At 52.3% G+C, this 14299-nt stretch carries 13 protein-coding genes; all 13 read left to right on the plus strand.

Annotated features, from left to right (window positions below):
* Window positions 1-136: 136 nt before the first annotated feature.
* Window positions 137-901 (plus strand): DeoR/GlpR family DNA-binding transcription regulator, encoded by a 765-nt coding sequence (locus MCACP_RS03405; RefSeq protein WP_406677987.1) that lies wholly within the window; start codon window positions 137-139, stop codon window positions 899-901.
* A 50-nt stretch (window positions 902-951) separates the two neighbouring features.
* Window positions 952-1944, plus strand: coding sequence for an ROK family protein (locus MCACP_RS03410; protein ID WP_406677988.1), 993 nt, complete (start codon window positions 952-954; stop codon window positions 1942-1944).
* Entirely contained in the window at window positions 1932-2795 is an 864-nt protein-coding gene (locus tag MCACP_RS03415; protein ID WP_406677989.1) for a class II fructose-bisphosphate aldolase, read from the plus strand. Before MCACP_RS03410 ends, MCACP_RS03415 begins: the two co-directional genes overlap by 13 nt.
* Before the next feature lie 47 nt (window positions 2796-2842).
* Window positions 2843-3916: a bifunctional phosphoglucose/phosphomannose isomerase gene (locus MCACP_RS03420; RefSeq protein WP_406677990.1), complete on the plus strand. Its 1074-nt coding sequence runs from the start codon at window positions 2843-2845 to the stop codon at window positions 3914-3916.
* Window positions 3917-3922: 6 nt separating this feature from the next.
* Window positions 3923-4852, plus strand: coding sequence for a 1-phosphofructokinase (gene pfkB, locus MCACP_RS03425; protein ID WP_406677991.1), 930 nt, complete (start codon window positions 3923-3925; stop codon window positions 4850-4852).
* A 172-nt stretch (window positions 4853-5024) separates the two neighbouring features.
* Entirely contained in the window at window positions 5025-6113 is a 1089-nt protein-coding gene (locus tag MCACP_RS03430; protein WP_406677992.1) for a substrate-binding domain-containing protein, read from the plus strand.
* Between the two features lie 92 nt (window positions 6114-6205).
* Window positions 6206-8461, plus strand: a complete 2256-nt coding sequence (locus tag MCACP_RS03435) for a glycyl radical protein (RefSeq protein ID WP_406677993.1) — start codon at window positions 6206-6208, stop codon at window positions 8459-8461.
* Between the two features lie 17 nt (window positions 8462-8478).
* A complete protein-coding gene (locus MCACP_RS03440) occupies window positions 8479-8715 on the plus strand; it encodes a glycine radical domain-containing protein (protein WP_082296945.1) in 237 nt (78 codons plus the stop codon).
* Between the two features lie 75 nt (window positions 8716-8790).
* On the plus strand, window positions 8791-9753 hold the full coding sequence (locus tag MCACP_RS03445; RefSeq protein ID WP_406677994.1) for a glycyl-radical enzyme activating protein: 963 nt from the start codon (window positions 8791-8793) through the stop codon (window positions 9751-9753).
* Window positions 9754-9782: 29 nt separating this feature from the next.
* Window positions 9783-11291 (plus strand): sugar ABC transporter ATP-binding protein, encoded by a 1509-nt coding sequence (locus tag MCACP_RS03450; RefSeq protein ID WP_406677995.1) that lies wholly within the window; start codon window positions 9783-9785, stop codon window positions 11289-11291.
* 22 nt (window positions 11292-11313) lie between these two features.
* Complete coding sequence (locus MCACP_RS03455; RefSeq protein WP_406677996.1) at window positions 11314-12360, plus strand: ABC transporter permease; 1047 nt, start codon at window positions 11314-11316, stop codon at window positions 12358-12360.
* Between the two features lie 17 nt (window positions 12361-12377).
* Window positions 12378-13406 carry an ABC transporter permease gene (locus MCACP_RS03460; protein WP_406677997.1) on the plus strand — a complete coding sequence of 343 codons (1029 nt, stop codon included), beginning with the start codon at window positions 12378-12380 and terminating at the stop codon, window positions 13404-13406.
* Between the two features lie 74 nt (window positions 13407-13480).
* A complete protein-coding gene (locus tag MCACP_RS03465) occupies window positions 13481-14242 on the plus strand; it encodes an SDR family NAD(P)-dependent oxidoreductase (protein ID WP_406677998.1) in 762 nt (253 codons plus the stop codon).
* Window positions 14243-14299 lie beyond the last annotated feature (57 nt).

Here is a 14299-nt window from a genome sequence, read left to right on the forward strand (position 1 = left end):
CAATCAAACGGCATCTTATCATGAGCTAAAATTTATTTAAAAAAATTTTATGAACCAGCAGGAGATGTTCGATATTTAGCGAATATATTATAGCGACAGAACATAAAAGAACAAAACAGCACATTATGGAGGCTTTATGATCTCCGCCCAGCGCCGTAAAATCATTATCGATAAAATTAACTCAGGTATGCCATTGAGTGTAAGCGAGCTCAGCCGGGAACTGGGAGTATCGCCGATGACCATCCGCCGGGATCTTAGCAGCCTGGAAAAAGAGGGCCTCCTCACCCGTACCCATGGCGGAGCGGTCCCTGTAGGCGGGGGCAGTGAAGAAGAGCCTTCCTTCGATGAAAAGCTCAACCGGTTCCCTGCGGAAAAGCTGGCCATCGCCCGTAAGGCGGCGGAACTGATCAAAGACGGCGACACCATACTTCTCAATGCCGGCACCACGGTAACAGCCCTGGCCCGGTTGCTTAAAGACCGCCAGAATTTAACGGTAGTTACCAACACCGTCAACATTGCCATGGAACTTGCACAGAGCGAAGGTATCAACCTGGTCCTGACGGGAGGCAATATGCGGACCAGATCTTATGCCATGGTGGGTACTCTGACGGAAAGGGTGCTGCGGGAGATTCATGTCCAGAAAGCTTTTTTAGGTGTCAATGGCATCAGCATCGAACACGGCCTGACGACGCCCAATATGACTGAAGCTCATACCAACAGCTTAATGATTAAAGCGGCTGATGAAATAATAGTCCTGGCCGACCATTCCAAAATCGGCCGGGTGACATTATCGCGCTTTGCCCCCATTGAAGCAGTATCTACCCTTATCACCGACAGGGCCGCCCCGCCGGATTTCATTGAAGAACTGGTCAGGCGCGGTATTGAAGTAATCGTTGTTTAAGCCGGTAAAAGCCTGCCGGCGAACGGAAAGGCAAGAGGGGGAACTACACTATGTCGCAATATGTTGCCGGGGTTGACGTTGGCGGAACTAAGATAGCGGCCATATTGATGGATGCGGCGGGGCGGACCGGAGCCTGGATAACCTGGCCGACGGAAGCGGCCGGCGGTCCGGGTGGAGTTATCGAGCGAATTATTGCTTTAATTAAATTCATAATGGAACAAAATGGCATAACAGAGCAACAATTACTGGGCATTGGCCTGGGCGTGCCCGGGCTGGTAAACAGCCGGGAGGGCAAATCGGTTTTTTCACCCAATCTGCCGGGCTGGCGGGATATTCCTGTGGCTGCAATGGTAGGCCGGGGAATTGGTGTCCCGGTTATTATCGACAACGACGTGCGCATGGCCGCCTGGGGAGAAAAGCTGCTGGGCGCCGGGCGGGGGTGGGATGACGTCATCTGTTTGACCCTGGGTACGGGCATAGGTTCCGGCATCTTTATCCAGGGTAAAATGTTCAAGGGCCGCGACGAAAGCGCCGGCGAAATAGGCCACGTAACGGTGGAAAAAGACGGGCCCCGTTGCAGCTGCGGTAATTTAGGCTGCCTGGAGATGTATGCCTCCGGCCGGGGTATCGCCCGTCTGGCAAGGGAAGCCCTGGAACAGGCCGGTTCGAGTTTGCTGCTGGAACTGGCGGGTGGCGATGCGGGCAGCATCACCGCCGCTACCGTCTGCCAGGCGGCAAGCCAGGGCGATCACCTGGCGCAGCAGGTTGTGGCAAAAGCGGCCATGTACCTGGGCATCGCCCTGGCCGGCCTGGCGAATATCCTCAACCCCCAGCGGATCGTCCTGGGAGGCGGGGTCATGGGCGCGGGGGAACTGCTGCTGGAGCCGGTGCGGCGGGCGGTCCGGGAACGAGCCATGCCTCTGAACCGGGAAGTTGAAATAGTAACCGCTGAGCTGGGTGAGCGGGCCGGGGCCATCGGGGCAGCGGCCCTGGCCAGGCAGGAATTCATACTGGGAGAGGGTAGGTCAAAATGGATCTGGTAAATCCCCGCGAAATGCTGATAGAAGCCCGGCGTGGCGGTTACGCCGTCGGCGCCTTTAACATCCATAACCTGGAAACCCTTCAAGCTGTGGCGGAAGCCGCCGCCGAAGCCGCAGCCCCGGTGATTCTCCAGGCGACCCCGGGGACGGTTAAATATGTCGGCGCCGATTACCTGGTGGCCATGGCCAGGGTGGCGGCCAGGCGGTCCGGCGTGCCCGTAGCCCTGCACCTGGACCACGCCACCGATATCGACCTCATCGGCGCCTGCCTGGAGGCAGGTTTCACCTCCGTCATGTTCGACGGTTCAACCCTGCCCCTGGAAGAAAACATCGCCCGCACCCGCCAGGTGGCCGCCATGGCCCGTGTCAGAGGTGCGGCCGTGGAAGCCGAACTGGGCCGCCTGGGCGGCCGGGAGGACGATCTCTTCGTTGACGAAGCCACAGTCAATTACACCGACCCGGAAGAGGCGGAACTGTTTGCCGGAGCCACCGGGATCGATTCCCTGGCCGTGGCCATCGGCACCGCCCACGGCGTTTACCGCGGCGAGCCGCACCTTGATTTCGACCGACTGAAAACGATAGCCGCCCGCCTGAATCTGCCCCTGGTCCTCCACGGTGCCTCCGGGCTGCCCGATGCGCATGTAACCCGCTGCATCGCCCTAGGCATATGCAAGGTTAATATCGCCACCGAGCTGAAGCTGGCCCTGGCCGCCAGTTTAAGGGCCACCCTGGCCGCCCGCCCGGAAGAGACGGACCCGCGTCATTACTTCACCCCGGCGCGCCGGGCGGTAAAAGAAGTAGCCCTGGGAAAAATGCGCCTCTTCGGCGCCGCCGGTCGCGCCCGGGGCAACTGAGCCTTTTTACCACTTCTTACATCACCCATAAGGAGAGGATTGCCGCAATGTACATCGACCTCGACGATCTTAAAGCCTTACAACAACTGGACAGCGCCGGAGCCCTGCGAGATACCGTCGACTACTCCCGCCAGTTTGCCGAAGGCTGGGAACTGGCCCAGGAATGGCCGCAAAATTTACCGGCCGGGGAAATACGTAAAATTATTATTCTGGCCACCGGCGGCGGTTCGGCAGCCAGCGTCAGCCTATTACAATCCTATCTCTTTGACGAATTGCGGGTCCCAATGGTCTTGAATCAGGGCTATACCATCCCGGCCTGGGTTGACGCCAGCACCCTGGCGGTTGTCGTCAGCCATTCGGGCAATACCGAAGAGATTTTAAGCGCCTACACCATGGCCGTAAACGCAGGTGCGCAGATTGCCGTAATCACTGCTGGGGGACAGCTGCAGGCCCTGGCCGGGGAGAAGGGGCACACTTGCCTCCTTGTTCCCGGCGGCATGATGCCCCGCATCGCCCTGGGATATATTTTCCTGCCCCTGCTGGGACTGCTCCAGCGCCTGGGCCTGGTGCCGGATAAAACAGCGGAGGTAAAAGAAACCATCGCCCTGCTTAAAGATTTGGCCGGCTGCTATGGCCCCGAAGTTCCGGCTAAGGATAACCTGGCCAAAACTATGGCCATGGAAATGGACGGCTATATCCCGGTCATTTACGGGTCCCTGCCCCTTACTGACGCCATCGCCTGGCGCTGGAAAAACCAGATGGGAGAAAATAGCAAGTTAATCGCCATGTTCAATGCCATCCCCAGCCTGCACCATGACGAGGTCGTCGGCTGGGACGCCCCAAGCGCCTACTTAAAGCACTTTTACTTTACCTTCTTACGGGATGCCGAGGACAGCGAGAAAATCAGGCGGCGCATGGCCACCTCCCAGGAGATCCTGAGGCGCCGGGCCGCCGGAGTAAGGGAAGTCAGCTCCCACGGACATTCCCGCCTGGCACGTCTCTTCTCCCTTGTTTACCTGGGCGACTTCATCACCCTGTACCTGGCCCTGGCCCGGGGCGTTGATCCGACCCCGGTGGAGGTCATCGACCTGTTCAAAAGGAAAATGGCAGCAGGGGAATAATGACGCATGATCACCACGGTTACCGTTAATACGGCCATAGATAAGACATATATCGTGGAAAATTTTGGTCTTAACGGTGTCTTCCGCGTCCAGCGCGTCATGGCCCAGGCCGGCGGCAAGGGGCTGAACGTAGCCAGGGTGGTAAAAGCTTTAGGAGAGGAGGTGGTTGCTACCGGGTTTATCGGCGGCTACAATGGAATGTTTATTAAGGAGTGTCTGGTAGCAGAGGGGCTTAACGGCGATTTTGTAACCATAGGCGGGGAATCACGCATATGCCTGAACGTCCTGGACCCGGCGGGCAGGTCCCAGACCGAACTTTTAGAGCCGGGGCCGGAGATCACCGCTCAAGAAGCGGAAAAGTTGAAGGAAAAGGTGAGGAGCTTAGCTCGCCTAAGCCAGGTGGTTACTTTATCGGGTAGCCTGGCCAGGGGCCTGCCCCCTGATTATTACGCCCAGATAATCAAAATAGTACACCGGGAAGGGGCTAAGGTTATTCTTGACTCCAGTGGGGAGGCCTTGAAAGAAGGGCTGAAAGCCGGACCTTACATGGTCAAGCCCAACCTTCAGGAAGCCGAATCTCTAGCCGGAAAACGGTTAGCGGATGAAGAGGCGCGCAAGGAATTTTTAAGGGGGCTTTTAGGGGCAGGTGTGAAGGTTGCGGTGCTCTCTTTAGGGGAAGCCGGAGCCCTTTTTGGAACAGTGGGAGGCTTCTTCCGGGTGGTGCCTCCTGGGGTTCAGACGGTGAATACCGTAGGCTGTGGAGATGCCTTTGTAGCCGGCTTCGCCGTAGGCCTGGCGCGGGGCCAGGGTATAAAACAAGCCGTTCGCTTAGGTACCGCGGCGGCGGCCGCCAGCGCTGCCAGCTGGAAGGCGGGTGAATGTCGGAGGGAACAGATACCAGAGTTGGAGTTAAATGTACAGGTGTTTGAGGTCTAAGAGGGATGTTTCTTCTTTAGAAGTGCAAGGCAATTTCAATTTAGTAAAATATAACAGGCGATGCATAAAAGGAGTTAAAACCAAGGCTGTCTAACCTTATGGTTAAATTCCTAAAAGGAAGCCATAGCTTAACCATACGGAGTGAAATTTTGCAAAGAAGGAGGATTATTCTGTGAGGACAATAATGATTAAGCGAAAATTCATGGCGTGTTTTCTGGTAACGGTCTTCGCCCTGGGCGTGCTTCTGTCCGGCTGCGGTTCCGGCACCGGCAATAATGGGGGCAACAGTCAGAGTCAGGCCCAGCAGCAAGGGAGCGATACCAAGAAAAAAGAATATGTAGTTGGCTGGTCCATGGCCTACTTTGATCACCCGGTCTACCAGTTGTTGATGAACGCAGCCAAGGAATTGGCAGAAAAACAAGGCATTAAATTAATTTTCGCCGACGGTAAAAATGACCCGGCAGTTCAGGCTTCTCAAATTGATAATTTTATTGCTCAAAAGGTGGACGCCATAATACTCACCCCAACTGTGGCTGATCCGTTGATCCCTGCTGTCAAAAAGGTTAATCAGGCTAAGATCCCTCTGGTCATAGTTGACCGCCGCATGTTCACCCACGGCCAGGATATAAAGTGGGATGCACTGGTAAGCTGGGACATGGTGAAATCGGGTACCCTGGGCGGTGAACAGGTAGTCGAAGCTTTAAACGGCAAGGGTAACCTGGTAGTAGTAGAGGGTACTCCGGGAGCTGGTTCCACCATTGACCGCGGCAACGCCTTCTACGAAGTGATCAATAAGTATCCCGATATTAAGGTTATCCACAAAGTTTCTGGTGACTTTAAACGGGACAAGGGTATGCAGGTAACCGAGAATATTCTGCAACGTTTCCCCAAGGGGCAGATCGACGCCATCTACTATATGAACGATGAGATGGCCCTGGGCGGGTTACAGGCCATAAAAGCCGCCGGGCGCCTGGGCGAGTTTAAGATAATCAGTGTGGACGGTGAAAAAGAAGCTATGGACGCCCTTCGCAGGGGGGAAATCGATTATGAAACCATTTTCTTCCCTGACGACCAGGCGGTAGCCGTTAACGTGGTGGCCAGTATCCTGCGGGGAGAGAAAAATCCCTTTACCCCCGAGAACCTGACCTATAAAGGCCGTACCATGGAGCTCACTGAATTTGAGGGAATGCCGTGGGTTCGCCCGACCTGTTATAAGGTTGATAAATCTAACGCCAACAAACCGGAATACCAGGGCTGGTAGCAACCGGTCATTAGGGAGCTGCAGTTGTTTCCCGCAATGGGAAACAGCTGCAGTTTATCCCTGAATTTTATTCCAAGAAAGGGGTTGATCCTATGTCTACCGTTTTACAAGACGAACCTTTACATTTTCAACTGGCCCTTCGTCCAGTCCGTACCGACCGGATTGAAAACATGTTGAACTATATTAATGCAATTGAACCTGGTATTTGTATTGAAAGGGCCCGTTACCTCACGGAATCCTATAAGGAAACTGAGCACCTGCCGCACATTATAAGAAGGGCCAGGGCCCTGGCGAATATCCTCAAAAAGATGTCCATCTATATTTTGCCGGGCAGCTTGCTAGTCGGCAACCAGGCATCGAAACCCTGCTTTGCCCCCCTGTTCCCGGAGTTTACTGTTGACTTTTTGGAGGAAGAGATCCTTCAAGGGAAACCGATGTACCCATATGAAAGACCTTCGGATAAATTCAATGTCGATAAGGAAATAGTCCCGGAGTTGCAGGAGATTATTAACTGGTGGAAGGGAAGGACCCATAAAGAAAGGGTTTATGCCAACCTGCCGGAAGAAGCCATATTGGCCCAGGATGCCGTAGGCGCCGTGAATATAGTTAACTTCTTACACGGCGGCGACGGGCACCTGGCACCGCCTTACAAGTGGCTTTTTGATCATGGCGTGGGCCATATCATTGCCCTGTGCCGGCAGAAACTGGCAGAAATTGATTTGACCACTCCCGAAGGCCTGGAAAGCAAACGTTTTTACGAAGCGGTAATCATTTCCTGCCAGGCCCTTATCGACTGGGCCCACCGGTATGCGGAATTGGCCGAAGCCGAAGCCGCCAGGGAAACGGAGGAAAACCGTCGCGCCGAACTCCGTAAGCTTGCCGAAATATGCCGCCGGGTTCCTGAGCATCCCGCCAGGACCTTCCACGAGGCCCTGCAATTTATGACCTTTGTCCAGGTGGCCATCCAGATCGAAGATAACGCCCAGGGGATCTGCCCGGGTAGATTCGACCAGGTCCTGTGGGAGCATTATCAGCGGGATGTTTCCCGGGGAATCCTGACCAGGGATCAGGCTTTGGAACTGGTGCAAAACTTCTTTGTAGTTCTGTCGACCATTGAACGCATCAGGAGCTGGAATGATACCGACTATTTCAGGGGAAAACCCATCTTCCAAAACCTCACCATTGGCGGCATAAACCCGGAAACCGGGGAGGATGCCTCCAACGAACTAACTTATATCGTATTAGATGCTATAGCCAACACCCGAACCTTGCAGCCGTCCCACTATGCGCGGTGGCACAAGAAAGCGCCTGAGAAATACAAAATGAAGGTGGCCGAAACGATCCGTCTGGGCACAGGTTTCCCGGCCATTGCCAACGACGAGTTATATATCCCGGCCATGATGAACCGCGGTTATGATTTAAAAGATGCTTCCGATTATTGCATTGTGGGATGCGCCGAGCCGGGCGTGGCCGGCCTGAGGGGAGGCCGGACCGGAGCTGCCTGGTTCTGCCTGGCCAAAATTTTGGAAGTCACTCTATACGGCGGCCGCGATCCTCGTACCGGGGTTATGCTGCACCCTAACTGCAACGGCAAAGATCTTTCCAGCTTTGAATCTTACGATGAAGTTTGGGAAGCCTTTGTGGATCAGGTGAAGTACTATATCCGGCTGCATGTGCTGATGGACAACATTACCGATAAATTATGGGAGGAATATATTGAAGAACCCTTGACTTCTGCCTTGGGGTGCCCCACCACCTGCCTCGAGCGAGGACGCTCCATAAAGAAAGGCGGGGCCAAGTACGATTTCACCGGCAACGAAACTATCGGATTGGCCAACGTGGCCAACAGCCTGTATGCCATCAAATACGTCGTTTTCGATCATAAGCTGATCACCGGCGCCCAGCTGTTGCATGCACTTAAGACCAACTTTGAAGACATGACGACGGATCCGACGGGGCCGGAAATCCAGCAAATGTGCCTGTCGGCACCTAAATATGGCAATGACCTGGATGAAGTGGATTTTGTTGCCCGTGACGTTCTGGCTCTGGTCTGCGAGGAGTTGCCGAAGTACAAAAACACCCGCTATGGCCGGGGACCCATTGGTTGTGTGTTCCAGGCTTCTACCACCACCGTTTCTTCCAACACCGCCTTTGGTCGCATAGTAGGCGCACTGCCGGATGGGAGAACGTCCGGCACACCCTTGAGCGACGGCCAGTCACCCATGCGGGGTACAGATACCATGGGACCGACGGCAGCCGTCCGCTCAGTGGCAAAGTTGCGGAACGTCCTTCTTTCCGAAGGCTCCCTTTACAACCTTAAATTATTGCCGCAAGATCTGAAGGATTAAAATAGGAGGGTTTTGCCATGGCTGCCCAGGCTGGTTTAAGAAGGCTGGTTAACCTCATTGATTACTATTTCTCTATTGGCGGTATGCAGATGCAGTTTAATGTAGTTAGCAAAGAAACTTTACTCCGGGCACAGAAGGACCCGGATAAATACCGGAATCTTATCGTCAGGGTAGCAGGTTACTCCGCCTATTTTGTTAACCTGGATAAAACGGTCCAACAGGATATCATTGAACGCACGGAAGAAAGGATTTAGCTCTAAGAGGGAACCGGTGTTGACCCGTCAGCGCCGGTTCCCCCTACTCTCATCTTAGCCAGGGGAGAATGATTCATGGTTAATAGCAGCTCGTGCCAGGAAATCAGAGGCAATGTGTTCGATATACAGCGCTGGAGTCTCCACGATGGCCCGGGGATACGCACGGTCGTCTTCCTTAAAGGATGTCCGTTACGTTGCCTCTGGTGTTGTAACCCGGAGTCGCAAGCGCCTTATACCGAGATAGCTTACTTTAAGGATAAATGTATCGGTTGCGGCCGCTGCGTTGCTGAATGTCCCTATGGGGCTATAACTCCCTCCCCGGATGGTTTTATTGCTGAACAAGGCATCTGCCTGGAGAAGTGTGTCGGCCACCAGGATCCCCCTTATCCTTGTACCAAAAAATGCTATAGCCAGGCCAGGAAAAACATCGGCAGGCTCATGACAGTAAAGGAGGTCCTCCATGAAGTATTAAAAGATAGCCTCATTTACAAGCAAAGCGGTGGAGGTATAACTGTTTCCGGCGGCGAGCCCATGTTCCAGGCCAGGTTTGTCAAGGAACTGCTAGCGGAATCGAAAGCCAACTGGCTGCATACCGCCATGGAAACTTGCGGTTTTGCCAGCTGGGAAAAATATGAAGAAGTAATGGAATATCTAGATTTTTTGTTCTTAGACATAAAGCACTTTGATAACGAGAAGCATATGGAGCTCACGGGACAGAGCAACAGGTTGATTTTGGACAATGCGCGCCGGTTGGCCCAATTGACCCGCAAGAAAGGCATCGAGATGGTAGTCCGGATACCGGTAATTCCAGGCCATACGGATTCTGAGGAAAACATTAAGTCCATAGTCAAGTTTGTGGCCACAGAAATGGAGGGGGTAAAGGTAGTCGAGCTCATGCCCTACCATCGTTTGGGACGTGGGAAATATGCCAGTATGGGACGGGATTATCAGCTCTACGACCTTACCCCTCCTGCCTCCAGCCGTATTGACGAATTGAAGCAGATAGTTTTGCAACACGGGCTGGCCACTAACTATTAGCCGTATGGATGGAAGGTGGTTAAAAATAAATGCAATCTTATATTCTGGTGATGGAAGATATTGAAAAAGAATTTCCCGGGGTTAAAGCCTTGCAGAAAGTCAGCCTTAAATTAAAGCGAGGCGAAGTCCATGCCCTGCTGGGAGAAAATGGTGCCGGAAAATCCACCCTGCTTAAGATTTTAGCCGGGGCTTACAAAAAGGATTCCGGGCAAATTATAGTAGATTCCCAGAAGGTGGAGATTAAAAACCCCAGGCATGCCCAGGAACTGGGGATCGCCATTATTTATCAAGAGCTTAGCGTCTTACCTTACTTGAATGTGGCGGAGAATATTTTCTTGGGCCGGTTGCCCCGCAGGGGGCCTTATCCACGGTGGATTGATTGGAAGAAGTGCTATGAGGAGAGCGCGGAATTACTGGAGCGCTTGGGCTTGAAGATTGACCCGCGTACCCCGGCATCACAACTTAAAGTGGCCGAACAGCAAGTGGTGGAAATTGCCAAGGCCTTATCCCTTAATGCCAAAATTATCGCCATGGACGAACCCACTGCGCCCCTGACCCCGCGGGAAATAGACAACTTATTTAAAGTAATACACTTGTTAAAGGAGCAGGGGGTTAGCATAATATATGTTTCGCACCGTTTGTCCGAGGTAAAGGAGATATGTGACCGGGCCACAGTCCTGCGCGACGGCCAGAACGTGGGAACCGTAAATGTTAAGGAAACCGAGATAGCGGATTGGATTAGAATGATGGTCGGCCGTGAATTGGACCAGATGTTCCCCAAAGTGTCTGTACCCAGGGGACCAGAGACTTTGCGGGTCAGCAACCTGACTACAAGCAAATTAAAGAATATAAGTTTCCGGGCCTATCAAGGTGAAATACTGGGTATCGCGGGTCTGGTGGGTGCCGGCCGGACGGAGCTGGCCAGGGCCATTTTCGGCGCCGACCCGGTGCAACAGGGGCAGATTTTGATTAACGGGAAGGTTGCAGTTTTGAGTAATCCCCGGGAGGCCATCGATAAAGGTATTGGCCTGGTGCCGGAAGATCGCAAGGGACAGGGATTGGTTTTATCCATGTCAGTGAAGGATAACATCACCATGGCTAACATGGAAGGCCTGAGCAAATTCGGCAAACTTAACCTGTCTTTGGAAAAGGATTTAGCTAGCAAGTATGTTAAGGATCTAAAAATAGCCACACCCAGCATCTACCAGGAAACAGTTAATTTAAGCGGTGGTAACCAGCAGAAGGTGGTCCTGGCTAAATGGCTCTGCTCCAAATGCAAAATCCTTATAATCGATGAGCCGACCCGGGGCATTGATGTAGGAGCCAAGGTAGAGATCTACGAACTGCTTAACGAATTGGTCAAGAACGGTGCTACGGTAATAATGATTTCCTCGGAGTTACCCGAGCTGCTGGGTATGAGTGATCGCATCCTGGTAATGCACGAGGGTAGAATTACGGGTGAACTTAGCCGGGAACAGTTTACCGAGGAAAATGTTATGCTTTATGCAACAGGTTACGCCAGTCATAGCCTCAACTAGGAGGCAAGTGGAGGTTGGTACCTTGAAACAGGGAGTAAACGAGGCGATAAAATTCCAAAAGCTAAAGGACGCTTCTGTGGTAGGTCTGGGACACTACCTTGGAAATTTTAAGGAGCAGCTAGTTATACTGGCAGCCCTGGCGGGCTTATGTATGGTTCTTTCGGTACTTTCCCCGAACTTCCTTACTAAGAGTAATTTCTTAGATATTGCCCGTGTGGTTTCCATCAACGGTATCATGGCGGCAGGAATGACCCTGGTGATATTGACGGGCGGAATAGATTTATCGGTAGGATCTATTTTTGCCCTGGCCGGGGTTATTACGGCAGCCTTGATCCCTGGTAGTTACAGTGAGTCGCCATTTGTTACCACCTTTAAACTACCTGTCCCGGCGGCGATACTGGTGGGGCTTCTGGTGGGTATTTTGATAGGCTATATAAACGGGTTGGTCATCACCAGGTTTAGAATAGAACCCTTTGTAGTTACGCTTGGCATGATGAGTTTCGCCCGCGGGTTGACCTACCTATACTCAGGCGGGTATCCAATAAACTTTAAACCTATGCCTCCGGGATTTCAATGGGTAGGACAGGGCTATGTTTTCGGTTTACCAACGCCTACCATAATTTTTCTATTAGTTATCGCCCTTTGCTGGTGGATACTCCGTTATACAACATTTGGCCGTACCATTTATGCTATCGGCGGAAACGAAGAAGCAGCCCGCCTTTCCGGTATGAACACCAGGAGAATCAAGCGCTTGACCTACTTATTTCTGGGAGCGCTGGCCGCCTTTAGCGGCATCGTGATGGCCTCGCGGGTGGCGGCAGGTTCTCCCGTGGCCGGCATCGGCTATGAGCTTGATGTGATTGCAGGGGTGGTCATAGGCGGTACCAGCCTTGCGGGGGGAAGAGGCTCCATATTCGGGACTGTATTAGGTGTATTTATGCTGGGTGTTATAGAAAATGGGCTGAATTTACTAGGTGTTTCCACGTACTACCAGTATATTATTAAAGGTATGATATTAATCATGGCTACAGGCATTGATGGGTATTTCCGTAAGAAAAGGCGCTATTAAAACGGGAGGAAAGACAGATGACAAAGGCTAAGCCGCCCCAAAATCCTCTTAAAAAAATTGGCCTGGGAGGTCAACAGCTGGTCATTCTCCTGAGCCTGCTTGGCCTGGCAGCGTTGTTTTCAGCACTTAATCCGGCCTTTCTATCAGAACGAAGCATGGATAATATTTTTCGGGTATCGTCTATTTATGGAATAGCTGCCCTGGGTATGACCCTGGTAATCATCACCGGAGGCATCGATCTCTCCGTAGGTTCGTTGTTTGCTCTCGGTGGAGCACTTGGGGCAGGATTACTGGGGATAGCTTATAGCGCGGCCAACCCCGTAAAATTGCCCTTCTTCATGGCAATTCTTATTGCTCTAGGAGTTACCGGTTTTATGGGGTTAATTAATGGCCTGGTCATCACTAGACTGAACCTGGCCCCCTTTGTAGTAACCTTGGGTATGATGACTATTGCCCGTGGAATTACCTATGTTTATACAGATTTCACGGTAAGGGGCGTACCAGGATCTCCTATAACGTTTATGCATCCATGGTTCGAATGGCTGGGCGGTGGTTACATCGCAGGTATACCTACCCAGGGTGTTATATTTGTTGGGCTGGCAGTATTAGCCTCGCTTTTCCTGCGCTATACGGCACTGGGTCGGAATATCTATGCCGTGGGGGGAAACATCGAGATTGCCAGGCTGGCCGGCATAAATACGGGCCTGGTAATCGTGTTTACCTACGTTATATCTGGCGTGCTGTCCGGCTTAAGCGGCATAATTTTGACCGGCCGCTTGCTGTCGGCTTCGCCCCTGGCGGCAACTGGTTATGAATTAGATGTTATTGCTGCTGTGGTTATAGGCGGAACGAGTTTATCTGGCGGGCGTGGTTCCATTTTTGGAACCGTACTGGGAGCTTTAATCATGAGCGTCCTGAATAATGGATTAGATTTGTTAAACGTACCGTCATTCTATCAATATTTACTCAAGGGCATTATATTAGTCATGGCGGTAATCTCTGATCAGATGTACCGGCAGAGGGTGCAGCAAACAAATCCTGTATGAAACCGTTCATGAGTTATTGAGTTATATTAAATTAGCTATGTTTATTGACCGCTAAAGGTGGAGGGCGTTGTTCCATGGAGCTCAGGTTTGACGGCAGGGTGGTTTTAGTAACGGGGGCCAGCTCTGGGATTGGTCGCGCGATTGCACATGCATTTGCTATGAGTGGAGCGAAAGTAGCGGTCAACTGCTACCGGAACTTAGAAGCTGCAGAAAAACTGGTAAACACAATCCGCGATAGCGGTGGACAAGCTATGCTTTACCAGGCTGATGTAACCGACCGGGAGGCGGTTGAAGGTATTGTAGCGAAAATTGATAAGGAATTAGGTCCAATCGATGTGCTCGTCAATAATGTAGGAGCTGCTATTCGGTTATGTCCATTTCTAGAAATCTCAGATGAACTATGGAAAAACGTATTAAATGTAAATTTGTACTCTGCGTTTTTATGTTCACGCGCGGTCGTACGACAAATGATAGATCGCCGGCGGGGAGTAATCATTAATATATCCTCGGTGGTGGCCAGGCAAGGTGGGGCCGTTGGGGAAGTGGCATATGCGACGGCAAAAGGGGGGTTAAGCGCTTTCACCCGTGGGTTAGCAAAAGAATTAGCTCAATATGGAATAAGAGTCAATACGGTAGCTCCGGGGGCGACAGATACGCCGTTTCATGCCGGGCTGCGCTCGCGTGAGGAACTGGAATCCTTTGTTGAGCGCATTCCCCTGGGGCGTTTGGCTATGCCGGAAGATATTGTGGGTGCAGTTCTATTTCTGGCATCAGAAGCCAGTAGTTACATTACAGGAGAGAGCATCGAAGTTAACGGCGGGTTTTGGTTTGCCTAATAAAGGTGATACAATCCCGAGTGGGTTTCGGGTTAAGTCATTCTTAGCTGTATAGCG

This window comes from Neomoorella carbonis (assembly GCF_045278715.1).
Lineage (GTDB): Bacteria > Bacillota > DSM-521 > Neomoorellales > Neomoorellaceae > Neomoorella > Neomoorella carbonis.